The sequence below is a fragment of the Variovorax sp. JS1663 genome (assembly GCF_002157355.1).
Taxonomy (GTDB): domain Bacteria; phylum Pseudomonadota; class Gammaproteobacteria; order Burkholderiales; family Burkholderiaceae_C; genus Variovorax.
Window position 1 is genome coordinate 1 of record NZ_LYMK01000012.1, and the last position, 26835, is coordinate 26835.

At 69.3% G+C, this 26835-nt stretch carries 24 protein-coding genes and 1 riboswitch; of the genes, 4 read left to right on the forward strand and 20 right to left on the reverse strand.

Translation table 11 applies throughout. From position 1 onward, the window contains the following. The 12 genes from A8M77_RS12145 to A8M77_RS12200 all read right to left on the reverse strand — a co-directional run. Window positions 1–2387, reverse strand: a 2387-nt coding sequence (locus A8M77_RS12145) for a xanthine dehydrogenase family protein molybdopterin-binding subunit (RefSeq protein ID WP_143694588.1), incomplete at its 3' end; no start/stop codon positions are given. Beyond that, window positions 2384–2863 carry a (2Fe-2S)-binding protein gene (locus tag A8M77_RS12150; RefSeq protein WP_086921757.1) on the reverse strand — a complete coding sequence of 160 codons (480 nt, stop codon included), beginning with the start codon at window positions 2861–2863 and terminating at the stop codon, window positions 2384–2386. The genes A8M77_RS12150 and A8M77_RS12145, both read right to left, overlap by 4 nt. Before the next feature lie 16 nt (window positions 2864–2879). After that, complete coding sequence (gene pncA / locus A8M77_RS12155) at window positions 2880–3605, reverse strand: bifunctional nicotinamidase/pyrazinamidase (RefSeq protein ID WP_238136795.1); 726 nt, start codon at window positions 3603–3605, stop codon at window positions 2880–2882. A 153-nt stretch (window positions 3606–3758) separates the two neighbouring features. Continuing rightward, window positions 3759–4493, reverse strand: coding sequence for an ABC transporter ATP-binding protein (locus tag A8M77_RS12160; protein WP_086921758.1), 735 nt, complete (start codon window positions 4491–4493; stop codon window positions 3759–3761). Further along, the gene (locus A8M77_RS12165; protein WP_086921759.1) at window positions 4490–5293 is read right to left on the reverse strand and encodes an ABC transporter ATP-binding protein; all 804 of its coding nucleotides are present in this window, start codon (window positions 5291–5293) and stop codon (window positions 4490–4492) included. Before A8M77_RS12165 ends, A8M77_RS12160 begins: the two co-directional genes overlap by 4 nt. Beyond that, window positions 5290–7206: an ABC transporter permease gene (locus tag A8M77_RS12170; RefSeq protein WP_086921760.1), complete on the reverse strand. Its 1917-nt coding sequence runs from the start codon at window positions 7204–7206 to the stop codon at window positions 5290–5292. Before A8M77_RS12170 ends, A8M77_RS12165 begins: the two co-directional genes overlap by 4 nt. A 166-nt stretch (window positions 7207–7372) precedes the next feature. Beyond that, window positions 7373–8584, reverse strand: coding sequence for an ABC transporter substrate-binding protein (locus A8M77_RS12175; RefSeq protein WP_086921761.1), 1212 nt, complete (start codon window positions 8582–8584; stop codon window positions 7373–7375). 168 nt (window positions 8585–8752) lie between these two features. Continuing rightward, on the reverse strand, window positions 8753–9337 hold the full coding sequence (locus A8M77_RS12180; protein ID WP_086921762.1) for an amino acid synthesis family protein: 585 nt from the start codon (window positions 9335–9337) through the stop codon (window positions 8753–8755). 40 nt (window positions 9338–9377) lie between these two features. Continuing rightward, window positions 9378–10022, reverse strand: a complete 645-nt coding sequence (locus A8M77_RS12185) for an amino acid synthesis family protein (protein WP_086921763.1) — start codon at window positions 10020–10022, stop codon at window positions 9378–9380. 20 nt (window positions 10023–10042) lie between these two features. Continuing rightward, window positions 10043–10996, reverse strand: a complete 954-nt coding sequence (locus tag A8M77_RS12190; protein WP_086921764.1) for a UPF0280 family protein — start codon at window positions 10994–10996, stop codon at window positions 10043–10045. A 68-nt stretch (window positions 10997–11064) separates the two neighbouring features. After that, a complete protein-coding gene (locus A8M77_RS12195; protein ID WP_158100919.1) occupies window positions 11065–11559 on the reverse strand; it encodes a tetratricopeptide repeat protein in 495 nt (164 codons plus the stop codon). Between the two features lie 55 nt (window positions 11560–11614). Beyond that, window positions 11615–13222, reverse strand: a complete 1608-nt coding sequence (locus tag A8M77_RS12200) for a 6-hydroxynicotinate reductase (RefSeq protein ID WP_086921766.1) — start codon at window positions 13220–13222, stop codon at window positions 11615–11617. 281 nt (window positions 13223–13503) lie between these two features. Here A8M77_RS12200 and A8M77_RS12205 point away from each other — a divergent pair, with 281 nt between their 5' ends. The 3 genes from A8M77_RS12205 to A8M77_RS12215 all read left to right on the forward strand — a co-directional run bounded on the left by A8M77_RS12205 (window position 13504) and on the right by A8M77_RS12215 (window position 16287). Beyond that, the gene (locus A8M77_RS12205) at window positions 13504–14277 is read left to right on the forward strand and encodes a ferredoxin--NADP reductase (protein ID WP_086921767.1); all 774 of its coding nucleotides are present in this window, start codon (window positions 13504–13506) and stop codon (window positions 14275–14277) included. Window positions 14278–14377: 100 nt separating this feature from the next. Continuing rightward, the gene (locus tag A8M77_RS12210; protein WP_086921768.1) at window positions 14378–15142 is read left to right on the forward strand and encodes a TetR family transcriptional regulator; all 765 of its coding nucleotides are present in this window, start codon (window positions 14378–14380) and stop codon (window positions 15140–15142) included. After that, window positions 15088–16287, forward strand: coding sequence for an amidohydrolase family protein (locus A8M77_RS12215; protein WP_086921769.1), 1200 nt, complete (start codon window positions 15088–15090; stop codon window positions 16285–16287). The genes A8M77_RS12210 and A8M77_RS12215 overlap by 55 nt, the downstream gene beginning before the upstream one ends. 112 nt (window positions 16288–16399) lie before the next feature. Here A8M77_RS12215 and A8M77_RS12220 read toward each other — a convergent pair whose 3' ends face one another. From A8M77_RS12220 to A8M77_RS12245, 6 genes are all read right to left on the reverse strand, one after another. After that, complete coding sequence (locus A8M77_RS12220) at window positions 16400–17056, reverse strand: FHA domain-containing protein (protein ID WP_086921770.1); 657 nt, start codon at window positions 17054–17056, stop codon at window positions 16400–16402. Between the two features lie 120 nt (window positions 17057–17176). Continuing rightward, window positions 17177–17575, reverse strand: coding sequence for a GtrA family protein (locus tag A8M77_RS12225; RefSeq protein ID WP_086921771.1), 399 nt, complete (start codon window positions 17573–17575; stop codon window positions 17177–17179). Continuing rightward, on the reverse strand, window positions 17575–18555 hold the full coding sequence (locus A8M77_RS12230) for a glycosyltransferase family 2 protein (protein ID WP_086921772.1): 981 nt from the start codon (window positions 18553–18555) through the stop codon (window positions 17575–17577). Before A8M77_RS12230 ends, A8M77_RS12225 begins: the two co-directional genes overlap by 1 nt. Then, window positions 18552–20321: an ArnT family glycosyltransferase gene (locus A8M77_RS12235; protein ID WP_238136796.1), complete on the reverse strand. Its 1770-nt coding sequence runs from the start codon at window positions 20319–20321 to the stop codon at window positions 18552–18554. Before A8M77_RS12235 ends, A8M77_RS12230 begins: the two co-directional genes overlap by 4 nt. Window positions 20322–20378: 57 nt before the next feature. Next, window positions 20379–23132 (reverse strand): methionine synthase, encoded by a 2754-nt coding sequence (metH, locus tag A8M77_RS12240; protein WP_086921773.1) that lies wholly within the window; start codon window positions 23130–23132, stop codon window positions 20379–20381. A gap of 20 nt (window positions 23133–23152) precedes the next feature. Beyond that, window positions 23153–23247, reverse strand: a riboswitch (S-adenosyl-L-homocysteine riboswitch). An 8-nt stretch (window positions 23248–23255) separates the two neighbouring features. Then, complete coding sequence (locus A8M77_RS12245) at window positions 23256–23693, reverse strand: PACE efflux transporter (RefSeq protein WP_086921774.1); 438 nt, start codon at window positions 23691–23693, stop codon at window positions 23256–23258. Window positions 23694–23785: 92 nt separating this feature from the next. On the opposite strand from A8M77_RS12245, the gene A8M77_RS12250 reads away from it, so the two are divergent. Further along, window positions 23786–24673, forward strand: coding sequence for a LysR family transcriptional regulator (locus tag A8M77_RS12250; protein ID WP_086921775.1), 888 nt, complete (start codon window positions 23786–23788; stop codon window positions 24671–24673). 6 nt (window positions 24674–24679) lie between these two features. Here A8M77_RS12250 and A8M77_RS12255 read toward each other — a convergent pair whose 3' ends face one another. Beyond that, on the reverse strand, window positions 24680–25510 hold the full coding sequence (locus tag A8M77_RS12255; protein WP_086921776.1) for an SH3 domain-containing protein: 831 nt from the start codon (window positions 25508–25510) through the stop codon (window positions 24680–24682). Window positions 25511–25668: 158 nt separating this feature from the next. After that, entirely contained in the window at window positions 25669–26715 is a 1047-nt protein-coding gene (locus A8M77_RS12260; protein WP_086921777.1) for a homocysteine S-methyltransferase family protein, read from the reverse strand. Window positions 26716–26835: the final 120 nt, after the last annotated feature.

A 26835-nucleotide genomic window follows, 5' to 3' on the forward strand; every position in this document is an offset into this window, starting at 1 on the left:
GATCCGTGCCGCGCTGAACCACCCGTCTCCACTCCCTCCCCCAGCGGGGGAGGGAGTGGAGACGGGTGGTTCAGCGCGGCACGGATCACTTCCGGCGTGAACGGCGGCTGCCGGAAGCGCACCCCGGTCGCATCGAAGATCGCGTTTGCGATCGCCGCCGTGCCGGGTACCGAGGACGACTCCCCTGCCCCCAGCGGCGGCTCGCCCGGCCGCTGCATGTGCACGATCTCGATCACCGGCACCTCGCGGAAGCTCAGGATCGGGTAGCCGCCCCACTCGCGGCTCGCGACCACGCCGGTGGGCAGCACCCCTGGCAGCATTTCGCCCACGGCGGCCTCTGCCTTCGGCGCGAACTGCACCCGCTCCTTGAGCGCCCGGCTGGTGGTCTGGACCACGTTGCCGTGGATCTGGTGCTCGACCCCGGCCGGGTTCACCATCAGCCCCGCGTCGTGCCCCACCACCACGCGGCGCACGTGCACCTCGCCGGTGGTCCGGTGCACCTCCACGTCGGCCACCCAGGCCGACCAGGCCGCACCGAAACCCGGCCACTTGCTGTGCACGTAGCGGGCGTAGGCGAAGCCCTGGCCGAACAGCACGTCGCCGCCGGGCCCCAGGCCACCGTCCGCGTTCTCCTGCGGGCCGGTGCGCATGCGCCAGCCGGCCTTCTGCGCGGTCTCGCGCACCAGATCAGCCGCACGCGGGTCGCGCAGGTGCCGCAGGCGGAATGCCACCGGGTCCACGCCGGCCGCGGTGGCCAGTTCGTCCACGTAGGACTCGTGCGCGAAGGAACTGGGCAGCGCCGAGACGCCGCGCAGCCAGGAGGCGCGCACGATCGGCGCCATGTCGTTGACCTTGACCCGCAGGTTCTCGTAGGCATAGGGCGGGCGCGCCGTGCGGTCGCCCATCTCGAAGGCCTGGGCCAGCGGCTCGACCGTGCGCGTCAGCAGCAGGGCCAGCGTCGGAGCGCCGTTGGAGGGGTAGGAGGTCTCGAAGTCATAGGCGGCCACGTTGCCGTCCGCGTCGAGGCCGCCGTTGACCTGCATCAGTTGCGCCGCGCCCTTGGGCTCCCAGGCATGCTCCTGCTCGCGCGTGAGCTGCACCCGCACCGGCGCGCCGGCCGCGCGCGCGAGCAGGGCCGCGTCGGCGGCCACGTCGTCGGCGCCGTTGCGGCCGTAGCAGCCGGCCGCTTCCATGCGCACCACGTCGACCGCGACGTCTTCCACGCCCATGAGCTTCGCGAGGTCGGCGCGCAGCACGTGCGGGTTCTGCGAGCCGGCCCAGACGCGCAGCTGCACGCCGGCCTCGCCCTCGGGCTGCCAGTGCGCCAGCGCGCAGGAAGGCCCGATGGACGCATGCATCTGGTAGGGCCAGACATAGGTGCGCGGCATCGGCTGCGCGGCGCCGGCCAGGCCTTCGTCGACGTGGCCCTCGTCGACCAGCAGCCGCTGCGTCGCCGGATTCGCGCGCAGCGCACCCTCCAGGTCGTCGAGCGCCGGCAGGCCGGGCCAGGCCTTCCATCGCACGCGCAGGGTGCGCAGCGCTTCTTCCGCATGTTCCTCGCGCTCGGCCACGATGCCGACGAAGTCGCGGATCACCACCACCGCACGGATGCCAGGGATGTGGGCGATGGAGGTTTCGTCGACCGACTCCAGCGTGTTGCCGATGAAGTCGCCGTGGTCCGCGCCCGCGTAGGGCGGGCGCACCACGCGGCCATGCAGCATGCCGGGCACGCGCATGTCGTGCACGAACACCAGCTCGCCCGCGAGCTTGGCCGGAATGTCCACCCGCGGCACCGCGGTGCCGACGATGCGGTAGTCCTTCGGGTCCTTCAGGCGGGCGCCGCCATCGAGCTGCAGCACGGTGCGCCCGCCGGCCACCAGTTCGCCGACGCCCACGCTGAAGGCCGGGTCCTCGCCGGCATGGATGCGGCCTTCGCGCACCTCGAGCAGCGCGGGCTGCACGCCGAAGCGCTCCGAGGCTTGCTCCAGCAGCCAGGCGCGCACCTGCGCGGCGGCCAGGCGCAGCGGCGCGGCGTGGATCTGCAGCGAGGCGCTGGCGATGGTCGCGCCCTGGTTGGGCGCACGCGCCGTGTCGCCCAGCACCATGTGCACCTGCGCGAGCGGCAGGTCCAGCTCTTCCGCCACCACCTGGGCCAGCGCGGTGCGGATGCCGGTGCCCAGGTCCACGTGGCCGTTGAGCGCGGTGACGCTGCCGTCGTCCCACAGCGCGAGCAGGATCTCGGGGCCCTCCGCGGGATTGCCGGGGACCGCGGCGGGCTGGCCATTGGCGGCCGGCGGCGCGGGCGGCGTCTCGCGCACGACGACGAGCGCGCCCTGGGCCGTCAGGAAATCGCTTCGGCGGCGCGGCTGCTCGGCACGCCGGGTCACGACGCGGCGTCCTTTGCCATGGCCGCGGCGGCGCGCCGCACCGCGTCCAGGATCTCCACGTGGGTGCCGCAACGGCACAGGTTGCCCGAGAGCTCGGCGCGGATGCGTTCATCGCCCGGATGCGGATCGCGCGCCAGCAGCGCGGCGGCCTGCATCACCATGCCATTGAGGCAGTAGCCGCACTGCGCGGCCTGGGCCTGCTCGAAGGCCTGCTGCACCGGATGCCAGTTCTCGCGCGTGCCCAGGCCCTCGAGCGTGGTGACACTGCGCCCCGCCACGCCATGCGCCGGGATGACGCAGGCCCGCGCGGCCACGCCGTCGACCCACACGGTGCAGGCGCCGCACTGGCCCAGCCCGCAGCCGTACTTGGGCCCGTTGAGTCCCAGGTCGTTGCGCAGCACGTGCAGGAGTGAGGCGGCCTCCGGGACCGGCAAGGCGACGTCGCGCCCGTTGACCTTCAGGGCAAGCTCGGACATCGGGTGCGCGAACTCCTCAGGCACCGACCTCGACGTCGCCGGACTGGATGCGCTTGACACCCTTGGCCTGCATCTGCTTCCAGGCCTTGGCGAGCGAGCCGTCGAGGTCGATGGCGCGGGTCGCGTCCTCGATCACGTAGGCCTCGAAGCCGTGCTTGCGCGCGTCCAGCGCCGTCCAGGCCACGCAGAAGTCGGTGGCCAGGCCGGTGACGAACACCGTCTTGATGCCGCGCTGCTTGAGGTAGCCGGCCAGGCCGGTGGGCGTCTTGCGGTCGGCCTCCTCGAAGGCCGAGTAGCTGTCCACGCCCTTGTGGTAGCCCTTGCGGATGATGAGCTGCGCGCTGGGCAGCTTCAGGTCCTTGTGCAGCGCCGCGTCGTCGCTGCCCTGCACGCAGTGGTCCGGCCACAGCACCTGGTTGCCGTAGGCCAGCTTGATGCTGCTGAAGGGCTTCTGCCCCGCATGCGCGCTGGCGAAGGAGGCATGGCCCTGGGTGTGCCAGTCCTGCGTGACCACGATGTTCTCGAAGGCGGTGGAGAGCTTGTTGATCACCGGCACCACCTCGGCCCCGCCCTTGACGGGCAGCGTGCCGCCGTCGATGAAGCAGTTCTGCACGTCGACCACGATCAGCGCCGACTTGTCCGTGGGCTTGATCTTCGCGGCCGCGAAGAGCGGCGCTGACAGGGCTGCCAAGCCAAGCGCCGCGGTGGACTGAAGAAAGACTCTCCGTTGCATGTCATGCATGTCATTCGCTCCTCGTGGTGAAAAACCGATGCGCAGGCCGCGAAGCCGGCCCGTTCGGGAGCACCCGCGGAACCGGCTGTGCCGGGCCGCTGGGTGCGCCCCCGGTGAGGGGGTTGGCGGACCACACGAAGTGGGGGAGCCTGGGGGAGAGCTTCATACAGACAGATAGGCTCGCCGCACTTCCTCGTTGGTGGCGAGGTCGGCCATCGAGGCCTGGTAGCGGATCTGCCCCTTCTCGAGCACGTAGGCACGGTCGGAGACCAGCTCGGCGAAGTGCATGTTCTGCTCCGACAGCAGGATGCTCACGCCCTGGGCCTTGAGCTCGAGGATCATGTTGGCCATCTGCTCGACGATCACCGGCGCGACGCCCTCGGAGGGCTCGTCCAGCAGCACGAGGTAGGGGTTGCCCATCAGCGTGCGCGCCACCGTCAGCATCTGCTGCTCGCCGCCGCTCATGCGTCCGCCCGGTCGCTGCGGCATCTCGCCGAGGTTGGGGAAGAGCTTGAACAGGCGCTCGGGCGTCCACAGCGGCGCATCGCTGCCATCGCCCCAGCGCCGCGCGGCCTGGCGGCCCACTTCGAGGTTCTCCATCACCGTGAGGTCGGTGAACACGCGCCGGTCCTCGGGCACGAAGCCCAGGCCCAGCTTGGCCGCGTGGTGCGGCTCGCACTTCGAGATGTCGTGGCCCAGGAAGCGGACCGCGCCGCGGCGCTTGGACAGCATGCCGATCAGCGCCTTGAGCGTGGTGGACTTGCCGGCGCCATTGCGGCCCATCAGCGCCACCACCTCGCCGCGGCGGACCTCGAGGTCCACGTCGTAGAGGATCTGGGCGGCGCCGTACCAGGCGCACAGGGACTTGGCCTCGAGCAGCTGCTCGTGTGAACTCATGCTTCTGCTCCCACCGCGGCGTTCACCGCCGCGGCCTTCTCGGCGATCTTCTCGAAGGTCTTGCCGCTGCCGAAGTAGACCTCCTGCACCTTGGGATGGTCGCGGATCTCCAGCGGCTTGCCCTGCGCGATCAGGCGCCCGCGCGCCAGCACGATCATGCGGTCGGCGTACGCGAACACCACGTCCATGCTGTGCTCGGTGAAGAGCACGGCCATGCCGCGGTCGATCACGAGCTGCTTGGTCAGCGCCATCAGCGAGTTGCGCTCCTTGGGCGCCATGCCGGCGGTGGGCTCGTCCATCAGCAGCAACTTGGGCGAGTTGGCCATCGCGATCGCGAGCTCGACGCGCTTGACGTCGCCATAGGCCAGCACACTGCAGGGCCGGTCGGCCTGGGCCTTCATGCCGACCTGGTCGAGCAGGGCCAGCGCCTCCTCGCGCTTGTGGTCGGCGGCGCGCCGGAAGGTGGCGAAGAGCTTGTGGTCGTGCGACAGCAGCGCCATCTGCACGTTTTCCACCACGGTGAGCGAGGCGAAGGTCTCGGCGATCTGGAAGGTGCGGCCGACGCCCTTGCGCCAGATCTCGCGGGGCTTCCTGCCCACCAGTTCGTCGCCATCGAGCAGGATCGAGCCGCGGTCGGCCTTGAGCTGGCCGTTGACCATGTTGAAGGTGGTGGACTTGCCGGCGCCGTTGGGGCCGATGAGGGCCAGCAGCTCGCCGGGGGCGAGGTCGAAGCTGATGCCGTCGACGGCCTTGACGCCGCCGAAGGATTTTCCGAGTTCGGTGACCTTCAATAAGCTCATGCCTTCACCTCTTCCAGCGACCCGGGGTGCTTCGCGCCACGCCGCCGGTCGAACAACTGCTTGCAGAAGCCGGCGATTCCCTGCGGGAACAGCAACACCAGCAGCAGGATGATCCCCCCCAGCATCGCCCGCCAGTAGTCGGTGTTGCGCGCCACGGTGTCATGCAGCCAGGTGAAGGTCACGGCCCCCACCACCGGCCCCGCCAGCGTCTGGATGCCGCCGAGCAGCACCATCACCAGCCCGTCGACCGACTTGCCGACACTCAGCGACTCGGGCGAGATGCTGCCCTTGGAGAAGGCGAACAGCGCGCCCGCCAATCCTGCGGCCAGGCCGGCGATGACGAAGGCGGCCCACTGCATGCGCTTCACGTCGATGCCGATCGCATCCGCGCGCAGCGCCGAATCACGCCCTGCCCGCAAGGCATAACCGAAGGGCGAGAACAGCACGCGCCGCAGCCACAGCACGCCCAGCGCCACGAGCGCCAGCGTGAGCCAGTAGTACACCCGCTTGTCCGACAGCCACGCCGCGGGCCACACGCCGGTGAGCCCGTTGCTGCCGCCGGTGAAGCTGTCCCACTGATAGGTAATGGCCCAGGTGATCTGCGCGAAGGCCAGCGTGAGCATCGCGAGGTACACCCCCGACAGCCGCACCGCGAACCAGCCGTAGACGAAGGCGCCGACCGCCGCCACCAGCGGTGCCAGGATGAGCGCGAGCTCCATCGGCATGCCGCTGGCGCGCACCAGCAGCGCCGCGCCGTAGGCCCCGAGCCCGAAGTACGCCGCATGCCCGAAGGAATGCATGCCCGCCGGACCCATGATGAAGTGCAGGCTGGTGGCGAACAGCGCAGCGATCATCAGGTCGATCATCAGCACCGAGGTGTAGGGCGAGTCGGCTGTGAAGAAGGGCACGGCTGCCAGCACCAGCCCGAAGACGGCTGCCGCGACGAGGTAGCCGCGGCTCGGGCGGCGCAACGGTTCTTCCTGCATGCCCACGTAGCGGCTCGGCGCCTGCGGCCGGCCGAACAGGCCCCAGGGCCGCCACACCAGCACCACCGCCATCACCAGGAAGTCCACCACCAGGGTGAGCTTGGAGAAGGACACGCTCAGGCCGAAGACATCGACCACGCCGAGCCAGATGCAGATCGCCTTGATCTCTGCGATCAGCAGCGCGGCCGCATAGGCGCCGGGGATCGAGCCCATGCCGCCCACCACCACCACCACGAAGGCGGCGCCGATGGTGTTGAGGTCCATCTCCAGCGTGGCCGGCTCGCGCGGCAGCTGCAGCGCGCCGCCCAGGCCGGCGAGCATGGCACCGAGCGCGAACACGGCGGTGAAGAGCCAGGCCTGGTTGACGCCCAGGGCGCTGACCATCTCGCGGTCCTGCGTGGCCGCGCGCACCAGGGTGCCGAAGCGGGTGCGCGTGAGCAGCATCCACACCAGGCCCAGGACCACCGGGCCGACCACGATCAGGAACAGGTCGTAGGAAGGGAACTGGCGCCCGAGGATGGTGACCGAGCCCGACAGCCCCGGCGCGCGCGGACCGAGCAGCTCGTCCGGTCCCCAGAGCCACAGCACCGCGTCCTTGATCACCAGCACCAGCGCGAAAGTGGCCAGCAGCTGGAACAGCTCGGGCGCCTTGTAGATCCGGCGCAGCAGCACCACCTCGATCAGCGCGCCCAGCACGCCCACCGCCAGCGCCGACAGCACCAGCGCCGGCCAGAAACCCAGGCCCGTGCCCAGTTTCTCGACCAGCGTGTAGGCCACGTAGATGCCCACCATGAAGAACGAGCCATGCGCGAAATTCACGATCCGCGTGACGCCGAAGATCAGCGACAGCCCCGCCGCCACCAGGAACAGCGAAGAGGCGCTCGCCAGCCCGTTGAGCAGCTGGACGATGAAACCGGAGAAGCTCATCTAATTTCCTTCAGCTTTGAACTCCATCCCGCGGGTCTGCCACACGGCCGGCAAAGCCAGGCCCGTTCGGGGAACACCGCGGAACCGGCTTCGCCGGGCCGCTGGTGTTGCCCCCGGCCGGGGGTTGGCGAAGCGACACGAAGTGCGCGCAGCCTGGGGGCGAGCGTCAATCATTGGCGCGCGACTTCTTCAGCTCTTCGACCGGCGGCTGATATTTCGCGTCGGCGCCATCGAGGTACACGTAGTTGACCATCACGCCCTTGCCGCCCTCGTTCTTGGTGCGACCGACGAAGGCGCCCATGGTCGACTGGTGGTCCTCCGGCCGGTAGGTGATCTTGCCGAAGGGCGTGTCCACCTGCAGGCCCTTGAAGGCCGCGACCAGCTTGTCGGTCTCGGTGCCCTTGGCCTTGGCGATGCCGGCTGCCGCCGACTTGATCATGCTGTAGCCCACCACCGAGCCCAGGCGCGGGTAGTCCTTGAACTTGGCCTGGTAGGCCTGCTCGAATTTCTTGTGCTCGGGCGTGGTGATGCCGTACCAGGGGTAGCCGGTCACGATCCAGCCGTTGGGCGCCTCGTCCTTCAGCGGGTCCATGTACTCGGGTTCGCCGGTCAGCACGCTGACCACCTCGCGGTCCTTGAACAGGCCGCGCGTGTTGCCCTCGCGCACGAACTTCGAGAGATCGGCGCCGAAGAGCACGTTGAAGATCGCATCGGGCTTGGCATCGGCCAGTGCCTGCACCACGCTGCCGGCGTCGACCTTGCCCAGCGGCGTGGCCTGCTCGGCCACGAACTCGACGTCGGGCTGCGCCGCCTTCAGCAGGTTCTTGAACGCCGCCACCGCCGACTGGCCGTACTCGTAGTTGGGGTACACGAGGGCCCAGCGCTTCTTCTTGAGCTTGGCGGCCTCGGGCACCAGCATCGCGGCCTGCATGTAGGTGCCGGGGCGCAGGCGGAAGGTGTACTGGTTGCCACCCTGCCAGGTGATCTTGTCGGTCAGCGGCTCGCCGGCCAGGAAGAAGAACTTCTTCTGCTTGGCGAAGTCGGTGACGGCCAGGCCGGTGTTCGACAGGAAGGTGCCCGCGAGGATGTCCACCTTCTCGCGCGAGACCAGCTCCTCGGCCACGCGCACTGCGTCACCGGGGTTGGCGTTGTCGTCGCGCGTGACCAGCTCGATCTTCTTGCCGTTGACGCCGCCGGCCGCGTTGATCTCGTCGACCGCCAGTTCCATGCCCTTCTTGTAGGGCTCGAGGAAGGCGGGCTGCGCCTTGTAGCTGTTGATCTCGCCGATCTTGATCACGCCCTGGGCGCGCGCCAGCGGAATGAGCGCGACGGCAAGAGCAGCGAGCGAAACCGCCCTGAAGGCAAAACGCATGGTCATATGGAACTCCTCGTTGAAATGGTCAAACGGTCGGAACATCGCGGTGCGCGCAGCGCACTCGCCGTTCGGGGGCAGCCGCGGAACCGGCTTTGCCGGGCCGCCGGGCTGCGCCCCCGGAGAGGGGGTTGGCGGACCACACGAAGTGGGGGAGCCTGGGGGAGAGCTTCATCACCGGAGGCCGTCTTCGCCCTTGATCTCGGAAACCTGCAATCCGCCGATGCGCGGCAGGGGGCGGCCGCTGTCGGTGACGGCGACGGCGACCACGATCTCGTTGGCGCGCGGCGCGTCGGACACGCGGGCCTCGACCGCGTCGAAATGGCTGCGCACGAAAGCGGCGTCCTTGTGGCCCAGCGGCACGTCGATGGCGGTGCCCAGCGTGCCGCGCTTCTTGGCCGAAGGCACCAGCGCGGCGCCCTTCTCGACCGCCACGCGAAGCGGCGCGCCGAGCTTGGGATGCAGGATCGCGGCCGCGTGCTCCAGTTCGCCGGCCTCGCCGACGATGGCGGCCTTGCCGTAGCTCTGGGCCTGGCCGGGCTCGATGCCCAATGCCTTCACGGCTTTCTGTCCCAGCAGTGCACCGAGTTCCTCGCCGATGGCGATGAGATCGTCGAGCGATTCGCTGTAGCGGCCCGCATACGGGTTCTCGATCACCGCGATGGCCACGGCGCGGCGGGTGGGCGGCTCGATGGTCTTGCCCATTTCCTTGCGGGTTTCGTCGATCTGCACGACGAGCTTGCGGATGTTGGCGCTCATGTTCTGTTTCCTGGTTGTCTCTGGATGAAGGTGATGCGCCTCAGCGCAGTCCGTCCCACTTGGCGATGTTTTCTGCCCGCAGGCCGCCCACGCGGTCGTGCACCCGGTAGCCCGTGCTCATCGCGAGGATGAAGACGATCTCGTCGGCCGCGGGCGCACCGGGCACGCGCACCTCGATGGCGTCGAACTGGCCGCGCACGTAGCTGGCGTTGATGTTGGTCAGCGGCACGTCGAGCGCCGCGCCGGGCGGCCCGACCTTCTTCGTGGAGGGCACGATCGACAGCGCGTTGCCCGGCTGCCCGGTCTTCTTCTCGTCCACCGTGCCGGCGGTGTAGGCCGCGCGGTCGCCCTTCCAGCCCAGCAGCTCGCGCATCGCGTAGCCGCCGGGCACATGCCACAGCGCGCCATGCTCCAGCTCGCCGGCGGCACCGACGATGGCGCCCTTGCCATAGGTGGAGATGCGCTCGAGCGGCACGTCCATCGCGGCATGGAGGCGGTGCGCCAGGTCCACGCCCACGGGGTCGAGCAGGCTCATCATGGGCAGGATGTCGGGCTCGTAGCGGCCCGCGAAGGGATTGGTCAGCACCGCGGCGATGGCGCCACGCACCAGCGGCGTCGCGGCACGCGGGCCGAACTCGTGGTGAATGGTCTCGACCTGGGTGAAAACACGGCGTATATCGATCATTGAAACGGTCCTGCTTTTCGTTAAGCAAATACTGAACCAACTGCAGCGGCCTGCGGCTGTTTCGCGATGGCGGAAATGCCGGACGAAGGTGAGCTTAAGGGCTCCACGAGGCGCCACTGCCCCTGGCAAACCAGCATGGCGGAATCGATCAGGCCCGCGCGCTGCAGATCCCTGGCGCGTGCCGCGCCCGCCTCCAGTGCGCGCTGCACCTGTGCAGGCGCGAGCGCCGCCACGTCGACCGTGACCAGGATGTCGCCGAGGTCGCTGTCGTCCTTGCATTCGTTCGCCGGCCGGCGATGGATGCCCGGGTCCTGCACGTCCACCGCGTTGGCGATCACGGTCGCGGCGGCGTCCGCCTCGGCGGCCGTGCCCGCGAGGACGGTGACGCTGTCGGCGATGCCCAGCGAGAAGCTGCGCCCGCGCCAGCCGCTGGTAGCGACGCCGCGCACCGGCATCTCGGCGCGCAGCTCGAATTGGCCGTCGGTGGTGAGCGGCCCGCGCTCGCGCAGGTCAAAGCGCGCCAGATCGGCGAACAGGCCCACGCGCGCCGACCGGCCGGGCGCGAGATGCAGGGCGATGTCGCCGCCGTTGTTGACCCAGGCGCGCTCGATGCCGGTGCGCTGGTAGCAGGCGATCAGCTCCTGCGCGACCGCGCCGGCCACCGCCGCCATCGGCGTGATGAAGGCGGCGCGGAAGGGCACGCAGGCCCGCCACATGCGGCGTGCGATGGGGCCCTGCAGCGGGCATGCGTCGCGCACCGGCTGGCGCAGCAGCGGCAGCTCGGCCACCAGCTCGTCGAGCACGGTGCCGAAGCGCCGCCAGGCGAGCTCGTGCGCGACAGCGACTTCGACGTCGTCGCCGTGCGCCTCGGCCACGATGTCGATCGGGCCATGGTTGAAGTGCCAGCGGCCCGCGTCCAGCGGTCGGCGCTGCGCGCCGCCGGGCGCTGCCTGGGAAGGGGGCAATTGACTCATTGGAGGACCTTCGCTTTCGGCTTCGGTATTTGCCTTGGGAGCGGCCCGGCGGCTCATGATTGCCTCGCTCAACGGCAATCCGGCAGCGACTCGACGCTCTGGCGGCTGGCCAGCGTGTCGGGATGGTCGGCGCCCAGGACCTGCACGCGCCCGCGCCACGCCGGCAACGCTTGTGCGCACGCCTCCCGGGGCCGGCCCAGGCGGGCCAGCGCGATGCCGAGGTTGTGGCGCGACAGCAGTGTCGGCGGCGCCTGCGGACCGAGCACATCCTCTCGCAATTGCAGCGCCTGCGTGAAGGCTTGCATCGCTTCGGCCGTGGCGCCGAGCGCAGCCAGCGATGCGCCCAGGTTGTTGAGCGTGGACGCGCGATTCCGGGCCCCCGCGGCGTCGTCGGCCGGCAATCGCGACAGGGCCTCGCGGTAGAGCGGAACGGCTTCGGCATGGCGGCCTTGCTGCGCGAGCGCGTGGCCGCGGTTGTTGAGCGCGATGCCGGCCGCCGCGTCCGCGCGCGGCGGGGTCGGCGCCGCACACCCGGCCAGGCCGAGTGCGAGGAGAAGGACCACCGTGCGAGCGAGTGCACGGACGGCGCTGGACGATGCCGCACGGATCACGCCTGCCTCAACCCAGCATCGGTGGCTGGCCGAGCGGCCAGGGATTGGCCGCGTCCATGCGCAGCCACTGGCGCGCCAGCGGCGCACCGTCGTTCTGCCAGGCACCGCGCGCCAGCGCCTGCTCGAGCGAGAACACATGCTCCATGTGGCCGCCCAGCGCCTGGTAGTCCTCACGCCGCATGCTGAACTCGATCGGGGCGACGATGGCGGGCGTGGGCACGGTGCCGAAGCTGTTGTCGGGCATGCGCAGCACGTCGGCCATCACGGTGATGCCGCCGCCGGGCCACACATAGGCCGGCGCGCCGCCGCAGGTCACGTTGACCAGTGCGCGCTTGATGGCGCGGGTGAGCAGCACCGGGTTCTCGGTCACGCCGGCACGCAGGCTGCCGCCGGCGCCGCCGAGGAAGAGCACGGTGCACAGCGAGGGCTCGCAGTTCTCGCCGATGCGCTCGACGATGCGGCGCACCGGATCGGGCATGTCCTGTTCGACCGGACGCAGCTGATCGTCGAGCACGTACCACTGCGCATGCTCGCCGGTGGTGGAGGTCATGAGCAGGCGCAGGCCGGGGCGGGCCACGCCCTCCTCCCAGCCTTCGATGATGGACAGCGGATCGTCGATGTCGGTGCCGCCCCAGCCGTTGCCCGGATTGGCCACCTGGAAGTAGCGCCCCGGCGTGGACTTGCGCCCGCGCATCTGGATGCCCGAGGGCGGCATGTCGAGGCAGCGGCCGGCCTGGTGCTCGGTGAGCACGCCGGTGATGTGGTCGTCCACCACCACCACCTCGTCAGCCTGGCCGAAGAGCTGGCGCGCGAAGATGCCGACGGCGGCCGAGCCGCAGCCCACGCGCATGCGCTTCTCTTCCACGCCGTTGACGATGGGTGCGCGGCCGGCCTGGATGACCATGCTGGCGCCACCGTCGATCACGCATTCGACCGCCTTCTTGTTGCCCAGCAGCTGCATCAGCTCGGCGGTGAGGCGGCCTTCCTTCTTGCTGCCGCCCGTGAGGTGGTGCACGCCGCCCAGCGAGAGCATCTGCGAGCCGTATTCGGCCGTGGTCACGTGACCGACCACCTCGCCCTTGTAGCGCACGTTGGCCTGCTCGGCGCCGAGGAAGCGGTCGGTGTCGATCTTCACCTTGAAGCTGCAGTAGCTGAAGATGCCTTCGGTGACGACGGTGACCATGTCCACGCCCTGCGCCTTCGAGGCCACGATGAAGGGCGCCGGCTTGTAGTCGGGGTAGGTGGTGGAGGAGCCCACGCCGGTCACGAAGACCTCGTCGGAATGAAGGAGATCGCCGTTCCAGTCGGGCTCCGCGCCTTCCGGCGCTGGCTCGGCCGCGGGCCGCGCGAAGGGAACCAGGGCGGGCGACTCGCTGCCCAGCTCACGGCGCAGCAGCAGCACCGGGTCGACCCGTACCAGCACGCCTTCGCGATTCGCGTAGCGGTCGCAGGCACCGGTGCGCCCTTCGGAGATCTGGCACAGCACCGGGCAGGCATTGCACTCGACCTTGCTGGTGCTCATGCGCTCGTTGCGCAGGGGCGAACGGCCCGACACGTCGGGCGGGAGCGTCATGTCCAGGCTGGGCATTCCGTCGGTCTTGGAGTGTTCGGTCATCGCGGCTTCTCTCGAATTCGTGGGGGCTGAGTCCTGGGGCCTGTGCAACAAATGTGCCGGGAACCCGCTTGTGCCGGGATCGGCGTTTGTGTAGCATTCCCTACAATTTCATGTGGTAAACACTACATGAAAAGGCAATGTAGCAAACAGACCGGAGGCTGGCAATGGTGTTTCCTCAGGTGTCGCCGACAATCGGGGGGTTGCGGCAGACTGATGTTCGTTCGGCTCCGCGCGCCGGCGCAGCCCGTGCGCCCTTTCGTCATTAACCATCCCTGATTCCTATGAGTGCATTCAGCGAAGAACGTGTGTTGAGCGTCCACCACTGGACGGACCGCCTGTTCACCTTCACCACCACGCGCGACCCGGCGCTGCGCTTCTCGAACGGCCACTTCACGATGATCGGCCTGAAGGTGAACAACAAGCCCCTGCTGCGGGCCTACAGCATCGTGAGCCCCAATTACGAGGAACACCTGGAGTTCCTCAGCATCAAGGTGGAAGAAGGCCCCCTCACCTCGCGGCTGCAGCACATCCAGGTGGGCGACACCATCATCGTGGGCCGCAAGCCCACCGGCACGCTGCTGATCGACTACACGCTTCCGGGCAAGCGCCTCTACCTGTTCGGCACGGGCACCGGCCTCGCCCCGTTCATGAGCGTGATCCGCGACCCGGAGACCTACGAGAAGTACGAGAAGGTCGTCCTGGTGCATGGTGTGCGCCAGGTCGATGAGCTGGCCTACCACGACCTTGTGCTCGACCATCTGCCCAAGCATGAATTCCTGGGCGAGATGATCGAGAAGCAGCTGCTGTACTACCCGACCGTGACGCGCGAGGAGTTCCGCAACATGGGCCGCATCACGGACCTGATCGAGACCAACAAGCTCACCGACGACCTGGGCCTGCCGCCGCTCAATCCCGCTGAAGACCGCGTCATGCTGTGCGGCAGCCCCGGCCTGCTGGTCGACCTGAAGCACATCCTCGAAGGACGAGGCTTCAAAGAGGGCAACACGACAACCCCAGGCGACTACGTGGTAGAGCGCGCCTTCGCCGAGAAATGACAACCCCCCGGCTTTTCACGGGCTTCGCCCGTGTAACTCCACCCCCCGAGGGAGCGGCGCGGCTCGCCTTGGGGCGGCCCGGCGGCGGCCGCTTCTGACCATGGCGGGACGCAGGGTGGCACCGAAGCCGGCCACGCGCCGCACCGGCGTGCGCGAGGCGGCCGCGCAGGCCACGCGCGACAGCATCCTGCGCGCGGCCACCAAGGTGTTCGCCAAGTACGGCTACGACGGCGGCAGCGTCGAGAAGATCTCGAAGGCCGCCCACTCGTACGACCGGATGATCTACTACTACTTCGGCAGCAAGGAAGGCCTGTTCATCGCGGTGCTCGAGGGCATCTACCGCCGCATGGACGACGCCGAGGCCGCGCTGGACCTCGATGCCAGCCGGCCCGTCGAAGCGCTCGCGGCGGTGATCCGCTTCGTGCTGGGCTACTACCGCAAGAACCCCGAGTTCGTCACCCTGCTCAATACCGAGAACCTGCACAAGGGCCGGCACATCGCGAAGTCGCTGCGGGCACGCGAATACTCGTCGCGGGCGATCGCCATCATCCAGGAGTTGCTGGAAAGCGGCGTGCGGCAGGGTCTGTTCCGCGCGGACGTGGCGGCGCGCGACCTCTACCTGCTGATCGCCTCCACCGGCTACTTCTACACCTCCAACCGCCACACGCTGACCGCCTTCCTCGGCGAGCCGCTGGAGACGCCGGAGGCGGTCGTGCACTGGGAGGACTTCGTGATCGAGACCGTGCTGCGCACGGTCGACGCACGGGCCTCCGAAGAAGACACAGCAACCACCCCCCACGAGGAAAAACCATGGCAGAAGCCGCAGCCACCGCAAAGTCGGGCAAGGTCGTCATCCGGAACATAGGCCTCCTGCTCTCGGGCGACCTCGACAAGCCCATCCTCGACGCCGACACCATCGTCGTGAACGACGGCCTGATCGTCGCCGTCGGCAAGGAGAAGGACTGCGACACCGAAGGCGCGCAGACCCTCATCGATGCGAGGAAGACCTGCGTCGCCCCGGGCCTGATCGACAGTCACGTGCACCCGGTGGCCGGCGACTGGACGCCACGCCAGAGCCAGCTCAACTGGATCGAGTCGAGCCTCAACGGCGGCGTCACCACGATGATCTCCGCGGGCGAGGTGCACTACCCCGGCCGCCCGAAGGACATCGTCGGCCTCAAGGCGCTGGCCATCACCGCCCAGCGTGCCTTCGACAACTTCCGTCCCGGCGGCGTGAAGGTGCTGGCCGGCGCACCCGTGATCGAGAAAGGCATGGTCGAGAGCGACTTCAAGGAACTGGCCGAGGCCGGCGTGGGCCTGCTGGGCGAAGTCGGGCTGGGCACGGTGAAGGCCGGCTACGAGGCCAAGGAGATGGTGGCCTGGGCACGCAAGTACGGGATCCAGAGCACCATCCACACCGGCGGCCCGTCGGTGCCGGGTTCGGGCTACATCGACAAGGACACGGTGCTCGAGGCCGATGCCGACGTCATCGGCCACATCAACGGCGGCCACACCTCGCTGTCGGAGGCGCACGTGTGCGAACTGTGCGAGAAGTCCGCGCGCGCCATCGAGATCGTCCACAACGGCAACGAGCGGACCGCGATCGCCGCGGCCAAGGCGGCGCTGGACCTCAAGTGCCCGCACCGCGTGATCCTGGGCACCGACGGCCCGGCCGGCTCGGGCGTGCAGCCGCTGGGCATCCTGCGCATGGTGTCGATGCTGTCCTCGCTGGCCAACATCCCGGCCGAGCTGGTGTTCTGCTTCGCGACCGGCAACACGGCGCGCATCCGCAAGCTGAACTGCGGGCTGATCGAGCCGGGCCGCGCGGCGGACTTCGTGTTCATGGACCGGGCGCAGCACACGTCCGGCCGGACGCTGCTCGAAAGCGTTCAGATGGGCGACATCCCCGGCATCGGCATGGTCATGATCGACGGCATCGTGCGCTGCGGCCGCAGCCGCAACACGCCGCCGGCGACCGAGATCCCGGTGGTGGCGTCGGGCGCGCACTGAAGCTCACCCCCAGGCTCCCCACTTCGTGTGGTCCGCGAACCCCCTCACCGGGGGCCACACCAGCGGCCCGGCAACGCCGGTTCCGCGGTGTTCTCCGGTAGGAGCGCCAGTGCTAGAAATTGCGCGCGCGCAGCACCACCGGCTCCTGCGCCGACTGCTGGTACCTGCAGGTGGCCGCCACGTGGATGGCCAGCGTGTTCGCCTCGTAGACGTCGACGGCGCGGCTGTAGCCATCCTCGCCGATCGCGTAGACGCCGAAGTGCAGGGCCAGGGCCTCGTAGGTGATGAGCGCAGAAACCTCGCGGCCGCGCATCGGGAGAGTGAAGGCGATGCCCTCGGCCACCGGCTGGGCGCGGTTGCGCGGGGGCGGCCGGGCCGTCGATGGCTTTTCCTTCCTCACTTCCAGCACGGCCAGGTCGGTCGCGGCGGCTTCCCCGGGCGTCGGCAGCGCACGGCTCGGCACCAGCTCGGCCGTGGGGTCATCCCGGCCGCAGAACATCAGTTCCATGTCGCCCAGGCGCAGGCGGTCGCCGTCCAGCAGCGGCGCGGTGTCGATCCGCGCCCCGTTCACGAAGCTTCCATTGGTGCTGCGCGCGTCCTTGACGGTCGCGAAAGCGCCCTGGCACTTGAGCACGGCATGCACCTTGCTCACCACCGGGCTGGGCAGAACGATCTCGTTGCCAGCCCAGCGCCCGATCCGGACCTCGCCATCGGGAAGGCGGATCCTGCGGGCGAAGCGGGCCCCCCGCATCAACAGCAAAGTCGGCATGTGTTCTCCGCGGGTAAGTGACTCTCCCACCCTCGGAGCAATAGTACTTTTAACTACATGTCGAAACAATGGCCACGACCCTGGCCATTTGGCGTATTGGCGACAGGTCGATGGCGCCGGTCAATGGCCGCGCCGGGACCGGAAGACCAGGTAGCGCGCCGAGAGGAAGTTGAGCACCATCCCCGCGCCGCTGCCCAGCCCCACGCCCAGCGCCGGGACCCAGAGGCCACGAAAGGTATGCAGCGTCAGCACGTAGACGCCGTAGTTCACGACCGCCCCGCCCAGCATGGTGAGCAAATAGCCGAGGTACTCCCGCGCCAGCGAGCCGCCCGAATGCCGCGCGGCGAAGGCGTAGCGCCGGTTCAGCGCCCAGGTGGCGGTGGCCGCGGCGACGAAGGACAGCACCCGCGCTGCGTACCAGCCCAGGAAAGGGGCCGCGAGGTAGAGCACGGTCACGTCGACGACGAAGCCGATCACGCCGGCCAGCGCGAACAGGAGGAACTCGCGGCCGATGCGCATCAGGGCCGCTCGGCAGGCTGCGGGTGCCGCACGCCCGGGATCGCCAGGTAGCGCAGGCGCTTGGCCTCCTGGCGGCCGATGGTCACCGTGTGCAGCACGATGCCGCAGACGAAGGCCAGCATGGCGCTGAGCATGGTGCCGGTCAACAGCACGGCGGTGGGCAGGCGCGGCACCAGGCCGGTCTCCAGGTAGGTCATGCCCAGCGGCACGGCGCCGATGACCGAGCCCACTGCCAGCACCGCCGCGATGGCCGAGAAGAACAGCAGGGGCCGCTCGCTCACGAAGAGCTTGCAGATGGTCTTGAGGATGCGCCAGCCGTCGCGGTAGGTGGAGAGCTTGCTGTGCGAGCCCTCGAGCCGCGAGCGGTAGCGCACCGGCAGCTCGGCGAAGGGCATGCGCAGCTCCAGCGCGTGGACGGTGAGCTCGGTCTCGATCTCGAAGCCCTTCGAGACCGCGGGAAAGGACTTGGCATAGCGCCGCGAGAACACGCGCAGGCCCGACAGCATGTCGGTGAGCCGGCCGCCGAACAGTGCGGCCACGGCGCCGGTCAGCAGGCGATTGCCGAAGCGGTGGCCCGCGCGGTAGGTCTGCACGTCGTGGCCGTCGTCCTGGCGCGAGCCGACCACCATGTCGAGGTTGCCCTCGATCAGCGTGTCGACCAGCAGGCGCAGCTCGCCCAGGTCGTAGGTGGCGTCGCCGTCGACCATCACGTAGATGTCGGCCTCCACGTCCGCGAACATGCGGCGCGCGACATTGCCCTTGCCGGGCAGCGCCACGTAGGTGACCTGCGCGCCGCAGGCGCGGGCGATGGCGGCGGTGTCGTCGGTGGAGGCGTTGTCGAAGACGTGGATCTCGGCCTCCGGCAGTGCGGTGCGGAATTCCGCCACCACCTGCGCGATGGCCAGCGCCTCGTTGTAGCAGGGGATGACCGCGGCGATGCGCGGCGCGGAGCGCAGGGCGTCGGAGAAAGCGTCGTTCATGGTGCGTTGGGCAGGATACGGTATGCCCGGGCGCCGTCCTGCTCGATCATGGGAACGAAATGGCGGCGGAAGCCTTCGTCGGCCGCCAGCGTGGTGGCGACCGCGTCGGGCATGACCACCGCCTCGAAGCCCAGCCCGGCGAAGCGGCGCGCCGCATCGGCCGCCGGCAGCAGCGGGAAATCCGCGTAGCGCCAGGGCCCCAGGGTGTCGCCCCAGATGGGGTTGGGGCCGTAGTAGATCGCCTCGCTGAGCGCGATCTGGTAGACGCGGCCGGTCGCATGCTCGCGCACGAAATTCATCACCGCGTAGCCGGGCACGTTCGCCCGCAGGAAAGCCTCGCGGGCCGCGGGTGCGATCGCGATGTGGGCGAGCCTGCGCTCGCTGTGCCGCCAGGACACCACCGCCAGCAGGGCGAGGAACAGGCCGGCGGCCACGACACCCGTGCGCGCCGGCCAGGCCGCGCCGCCGGACGGCACGAGCCGATGCAGCCCGGACGCGATCCATCCCAGCAGCACCTGCCAGCCCAGCACCGCCACCAGCGCCAGCAGCGGGAATGAGGCCGTCATGTAGCGCGGGTAGCGCGAGGTCAGCGCCCACACGATCAGCGAATAGGCGCAGAAGACGATCGCCGCATGCACCGCCGGCGTGCGTCGCCAGGCCCGGCTGAAGGGCGCCAGCAGCACGGGCCAGATCAGGAAGCTGGGCAGCGCGGCATGGGCGCGCACGTCGTCCAGCTGGTTCTTGTAGTCGGCCGGGTTCCAGTTGCTGAAGCCGAACAGCTTGGCACCGATGGGGTTGAAGGGGTCGCCAGTCATCAGCCAGTTGCGCGCGAACCAGTAGATGCAGGGCAGCAGGAAGCACAGCAGCGCCACGCCCCAGGCCAGCGGCCGGCGCTCGCGCCGGACCACGAACCAGGCCGCCAGCGGCAGGAAGGTCAGGGCCTGGTACTTGGACCCGGCCGCCAGGCCCAGGAAGAAGGCCGACAGCGCCAGCCAGCGCACGCCCTCGTCCGGCCGCTCGGAGTGCGCCTCGTTCCACCACCACAGCGCGATCCAGGCGGCCAGCACGAACAGCGCGACACCCATGTCGATCAGCGCGCTGGCGTAGTCGCCCATGCCCAGCCAGATGGCGGCGGCCGCGCAGGCCAGGACCCGGTTGAGGTACGCCAGGCCCAGGCGATAGACCATCCACACCGACAGCCAGCCCGCCAGCGCGCTGAGAAAGTGCGGCAGCACGTCGTCGCCCACCACCAGCGCCGCCGCGTAGAGCAGGTTGTAGTTGTAGGGGAACCAGGGGTAGCGCAGCCACTCGTGGATGCCCAGCGTGCCGCTCTGCGCCACCTGGCGCGCGTAGGGCAGGTGGTACATCAGCTCGTCGAAGGCGGCCGGCGGCGCCAGCGGCTCGAACAGGGTGGGCAGCGCCACCAGAGCCAGTGCGGCCAAGGCGACCTTCTCGACCCACGACAGGCGCGGCCCGGGCGCCAGGGCGCGCGCCTGGCGCACCCAGCCGGGCATCTGCACGCAGGCCGCGGCGAAGCCGACCGCGACGATCAACAGGACCGCAGGCATTTTCAGCAGCCCGGCGATGCCCAGCAGCTGGAAAGCGCAGATGAAGATGCCGACGCCGAGCGCAGTCGCCATCGCCGTCTCGAGCCAGAAGTCGCCGCGCATCGGGGACCCCAGGCGCAGGAACAGCGCCCGCCCGAAGCCCCAGCAGCTGGCGGCGAAGATCGCCAGCGCCGCGTAATGCGCGGCTGCAAAGATCAATGTCTGAATAGGAACTCCCCGGTGTGCCGGCAGCTCGTGCGCCGGCCGGCCGCAGTGTCAGAGATTCGGCGCCAGCAGCCGCTCGAGGTCCGCTTCGCTCTCGTGGCGGCGCGCGGCCTGGTCCTGCAGCTGATCGTGCCCGATCTTGCCCACGTTGAAGTAGCTCGCCTCGGGATGGCTCAGGTAGAAGCCGCTGACGCTGGCGGCGGGCATCATAGCGAGGCTTTCCGTCAGGCTCATGCCGATGTCCTGGCACTGCAGAAGGTCGAACATCGGGCGCTTGACGCTATGGTCAGGGCAGGCCGGGTAGCCGGGCGCCGGGCGGATGCCTCGGTACTTCTCGGCGATCATGGCCTCGTTGCTCAGGGCCTCGTCGGCTGCGTAGCCCCAGAGGTCGGTGCGCACGCGGTGGTGCAGCGCCTCGGCAAAAGCCTCGGCCAGCCGGTCGGCCAGGGCCTTGAGCATGATGGCCGAGTAGTCGTCGAGGTCGTCGAGAAAGAACTTCTCCTTCTTCTCGACGCCGATGCCGGCGGTCACGGCGAACATGCCCACATAGTCCTTGACGCCGCTCGCGCGCGGCGCGACGAAGTCGGCCAGGCAGCGGCTGGGCCGCATCACGCCCTCGATGGCCTGCTTCTCGGTCTGCTGGCGCAGGCCCCACCAGGTGAGCGCGGCGGCGGAGCGCGACTCGTCCGTGTAGAGCACGATGTCGTCGTCGTTCTCGGTGTTCGCCGGCCAGAAGCCGACCACGCCGCTCGCGGTGAGCCAGCGGCCCTCGATCAGGCGCTTGAGCATGCGCTGGCCGTCGCCGAAGACGCGCACCGCCTCGCTGCCCACCACCTCGTCCTTCAGGATCGCCGGGAAGGGGCCGGCCAGGTCCCAGGTCTGGAAGAAGGGGCCCCAGTCGATGTACTTCGCGAGCTCGGCGAGGTCGAAGTTGCGGAACAGGCGGCGGCCGGTGAACTTGGGCACCGGCGGCGCATAGCCGGTCCAGTCGATCGGCGTCTTGTTGGCCCGCGCCTTGGCCAGCGGCCACAGCGGCACCTGCTTCTTGTTGGCGTGCAGATGGCGCACCTTGTCGTAGTCGGCGTTGAGCTCGTCGATGTAGGCCGTGGCCTGGTCCGACAGCAGCGACTGCGCCACGCTCACGCTGCGCGAGGCATCGGGCACGTAGACCACCGGGCCTTCGTAGTGCGGCGCGATCTTCACCGCCGTGTGGACACGGCTGGTGGTGGCGCCCCCGATCAGCAGCGGGATCTTGCGGATGCGGAAATGCTCGTCCTTCTGCATCTCGCCGGCGACGTACTGCATCTCCTCCAGGCTGGGCGTGATCAGGCCGGAGAGCCCGACGATGTCCGCACCTTCGACCTTGGCCCGCGCCAGGATCTCGTGGCACGGGACCATCACGCCCATGTTCACCACCTCGAAGTTGTTGCACTGGAGCACGACGGTGACGATGTTCTTGCCGATGTCGTGCACGTCGCCCTTGACGGTGGCGATGATGATCTTGCCCTTGCTGCGCACGTCGCGGCCGGCGGCCTCGTCCTGGCGCTTCTCTTCCTCGATGTAGGGAATGAGGTGGGCCACGGCCTGCTTCATCACCCGCGCCGACTTCACCACTTGCGGCAGGAACATCTTGCCGGCGCCGAACAGGTCGCCGACCACGTTCATGCCGTCCATCAGCGGGCCTTCGATCACGTGCAGCGGGCGGCCGCCCTTGGCCAGGATGGCGCGGTAGGCCTCCTCGGTGTCTTCGACGATGAAGTCGGTGATGCCGTGCACCAGCGCGTGCGACAGCCGCTGGTTGACGGACACCGGCTGCTCCGGCGTGCCGCGCCACTCGAGCTTCTTGCTGTCGTCCTTGGCGCCGCTCTTGGCGCTCTCGGCCACTTCGACCAGGCGCTCGCCCGCATCGGGGCGGCGGTTGAGCACCACGTCCTCCACCCGCTCGCGCAGGGACGGCTCCAGGTCGTCGTACACGCCCACCATGCCGGCGTTGACGATGCCCATGTCCATGCCGGCCTGGATCGCGTGGTAGAGGAAGACGGTGTGGATCGCCTCGCGCACCGGGTCGTTGCCGCGGAAGCTGAAGCTCACGTTCGACACGCCGCCGCTCACCTTCGCGCCAGGCAGGTTCTTCTTGATCCAGCGCGTGGCCTCGATGAAATCGACCGCGTAGTTGTTGTGCTCCTCGATGCCGGTGGCGATCGCGAAGATGTTGGGGTCGAAGATGATGTCCTCGGGCGGGAAGCCCACCTCGTCGACCAGGACGCGGTAGGCGCGCTCGCAGATCTCGATCTTGCGCTCGTAGGTGTCGGCCTGGCCCTTCTCGTCGAAGGCCATCACCACCGCGGCCGCGCCATAGCGTCGGACCAGGTTCGCCTCGTGCTTGAACTTGTCGACGCCTTCCTTCATCGAGATCGAGTTGACGATGCCCTTGCCCTGGATGCAGCGCAGGCCGGCCTCGATCACGTCCCACTTGGAGCTGTCGACCATGATCGGCACGCGCGCGATGTCGGGCTCGCTGGCGATCAGGTTGAGGAAGCGCACCATCGCGGCCTGGCTGTCGAGCATGGCCTCGTCCATGTTGACGTCGATCACCTGCGCGCCGTTCTCGACCTGCTGGCGCGCCACCGCCAGCGCCTCCTCGAACTGGCCGTTGAGGACCATGCGGGCGAAGGCCTTGGAACCGGTGACGTTGGTGCGCTCGCCGATGTTGACGAAGAGGGTGCCCTCGCCGATCTGCACCGGCTCCAGGCCGGACAGCTTCATGGGGGGGACGAGGACGGGGGAGGATTCGGAGGACGACATGGGCTCACCTGCAAATGGGGATCAGGCGAGCGTCGTTGCACTCCAGCGGATGGAAGCCCAAGCCTGACGCGGCGCCCTCGACAAGGGAGGCCGCGCTGCAACGCTCCTTGGGAGCCGGCGATTTTACGCCGGCTGCGCGGCCGCGGCCGCCGAGGCCGGCAGCCCGAACACCACGTCGAAGGCCCAGTTGAAGACGAAGGTGTAGACCAGGAAGAACACGACCAGGCCCAGGTCCATCACCAGCGCCTGCCACAGGCTCACGTCCAGCCACCAGGCGAACACCGGCACCAGGAAGGCCACCAGTCCGCCCTCGAAGCCGATCGCGTGGGCAATGCGCCGCCGCAGGCTGCGGCCGCGCACCTTCTGGCGCGACTCCCAGCGCTCGAACAAGGCGTTGAAGCTCAGGTTCCAGAGGACGGCGATGACCGAGGCCATGACCGCCGCCACGCCCGAATGGCCGGCACTCTGCCCCGTCATCAGCGCCAGGCCGGCGCTGGCCACGACGATGGCGATGCCCTCGTAGAGGCTGATGTAGACGACGCGGCGCTTGAGCCCTTGCATGATTTCTTTCCCGTTTCCGATGACGATGGTTGGACTTTATGTGTCACCTGCTGATATAAAAAGTCATCTTCTTTCAGTTTTATTGATAGATCGTGAGTTTCACCAGCGACAACGTGCAGGTCTTCCTGGCCGTGCTCGACCATGGCTCCTTCTCGGCCGCCGCCCGGGCCCTGCGCCGCGTGCCCTCGGCCGTGAGCATGGCGATCGCCAGCCTGGAGGCCGAGCTCGCCCTCCCCCTGTTCGACCGCAGCGGCCGCGAGCCCCAGCCCACCGCCGCGGCGCGCTCGCTCGAACCGCAGGCCCGGCTGCTGGCCGCGCAGCTCCAGGAGCTGCAGGTCCAGGCCCTGGCCCTGACGCAGGGCCTGGAGAACCGCCTCACGCTCGCCATCGCACCCGAGCTGCTGGCCGCGCCCTGGAGCGGGCCGCTGGCCACGCTGGCGCGGGACTACCCGCAGCTGGAGGTCGAAGTGCTCGCGGCGCCGCAGGCCGATGCGCTGGCCCTGCTGCACAGTGGCCGCGCCCAGCTGGCGCTGGTCTTCGAGCGGCCCAGCATGGACGGCCGCGAAGCCTTCCAGGAAGTGGCGAACGAGATGATGGTGGCCGTCATGGCGCCCGGCCACCCGGCGCTGGCCGCCGCCAGCGGCCGGCTGCGGGAGGACCACCTGCGCAACACCCGACAGATCGTGGTGGCCGGCCGCGACCTGGCCACCAGCGACCCGCGCTTCGTGTTCGCCCGCCATGTCTGGCGCACCGACAACGCCCTGGCCGCCCTGAGCCTGATCACTGCCGGCCTGGGCTGGGGTTGGCTGCCGCGCAATTTCGCGCGGCCGCACGTGGCGGCCGGGGCACTGGTGGAGATCCCCTTCGAGAACCTCAGCAACGGGCTGGACCTGTGGGTCGACGTGGTCTGGTCGCGCGAGCGCCCGCTGGGCCTGGGCGCCCAGCGCTTCGTGGCGCTGATCGCGCGCAAGAAGGACTAGGACGCCTTAGGGCCTATCGGCCGACGGCGATACCGGCCGGTTGATCCGGTCCATCTGCCTCTGCCGCATGTCCGCGGCCGCCCTGGGCACGGAGCCGGGCGGGAAAGCGGCCGGGGGTGCCGGCTGCGCCTGCGGCGGGCGCCCGGGGTGTCCCGGATGCATGGCCGGCGGCTGGCCGAATTGGGGCGGGCGACCCGCGGGCGCCTGGTCCGGCCGCGGCTGGCGGAAATCACGATCGGGTCGCGGCGGACGGAAGCCGTGGTCCGGCGGTGGCCGTGGCGCGGGTGGCGGCTGCTGCCAGCCCGGTTGAGGCCGGAAGCCCGGGTCCGGCCGCGGCCGATAGCCCGGGTCCCGGTCATGCCAGGGGTTGGGCCGCCAGTCCGGCCGCGGCGCCGGCACCGGCCGCCAGCCCGCCACGGGGGGTGGTGGCGGCCGGCCATGCCACCAGCGCTGCTCGCCGTACCAGGAGCGGTCGCGGTAGTGGTCGCCCCAGTAGTTGCCGATCGCGAAACCGACGATGGGGACGCCGATCATCGCGCCGTAGCTGGCCAGCGGCACGCGCCGGTCCTCGTAGGCGTAGTCGATGCTGGCCGCGAACAGCCAACCCCGCAGCCCGTCGGGCAGCACCACGTCGCACCAGCTGTAGCCCCTCGTGCAGCCCAGCACCTCGAAGGGCTGGCCGGGGCCCAGGCGGGCGACCAGCGGATAGTCGCCCGAGGGCCCGGCCCGAAGGTTGACGGTGCCGCGCGAGAAGGCCTGCTGGGCCGAGGCCGCGAGAGGCAGCGCGAACGCCAGGAGGCCGATGGCGATCCAGCGCCGGCCGAGGATGTTCTTCATACGGGTTCCTTTGCGGTCCAGGGTAGGCCTCGCGCCGAAGCGCTGTCAATCGGCCACGGCCTACCTGTCCAACGCGCCGCAGGAGGGGCGGTGGACCGTTCTAACCCTTGGACATCTTCTTCACCCGGCCTTTGCAATGCGGCGGCCAGCGTGAAGGCTCAGGCGGCCTCGGGATAAAAGGCCGCGCGGTGCAGCGCCCGCCCTGCCAGCGGCGACACCGCCTGCCCGATCGCCGCGATGTGCTCCGGCGTGGTACCGCAGCAACCGCCCACGATGTTGACCAGCCCCTCGGAGGCGAACTCGTGCAACAGGCGCGAGGTGACATCCGGCGTCTCGTCGAAGCCGGTGTCGCTCATCGGGTTCGGCAGGCCCGCATTGGGGTAGCAGCTGATGAAGGTGTCGTCCGCCACGCGCGCCAGTTCCTGGATGTAGGGCCGCATCAGGGCCGCGCCCAGCGCGCAGTTGAGGCCGATCGCCAGCGGCCGCGCATGGCGCACGCTGTGCCAGAAGGCGGTGACGGTCTGCCCGCTGAGGATGCGGCCGGAGGCATCGGTCACCGTGCCGCTGATGATGAGCGGCAGCCGCTCGCCGCTGGCTTCGAAATACTCGTCGATCGCGAACAGCGCGGCCTTGGCATTGAGGGTGTCGAAGATGGTCTCGACCAGCAGCACGTCGGCGCCGCCTTCGACCAGCGCCTCGACCTGCTCGTGGTAGGAGGCACGCAGCTCCTCGAAGCCCACGTTGCGCGCGCCGGGATCGTTCACGTCGGGGCTGATGCTGGCGGTCTTGGGCGTCGGGCCCAATGCGCCGGCAACGAAGCGTGGCTTGTCGGGCGTGGAGAACTTGTCGCAGGCGGCGCGCGCGATGCGGGCCGACTCGAGGTTCATCTCGCGCGCCAGCTCGGCCATCTTGTAGTCCTCCTGCGCGATGCGCGTCGCGCCGAAGGTGTTGGTCTCGATCAGGTCGGCGCCGGCGGCCAGGTAGCCCTCGTGGATGTCGCGGATCACCTCGGGGCGCGTCAGGGACAGCAGCTCGTTGTTGCCCTTCACGTCGCGCGCGAAGTCCTTGAAGCGTTCGCCGCGGTACTGCGCTTCGGTCAGCTTGAAGCGCTGGATCATCGTGCCCATGGCGCCATCGAGAATGGCGATGCGGCTCGCGAGAATGGCGGGAAGCTGCTGGGCACGGGTGTAGGCGATGGGATGCATGCGGCGATTGTAGGAAGCGGCCTGCGGCCCATGTCCCGCCCGGGACTTTCGGAGTCGCTGCGGCCGGGGTTTTCCCTGCCGCAGCCGACAGGCGACTGACAGTTGCCGCCGTGACACAGG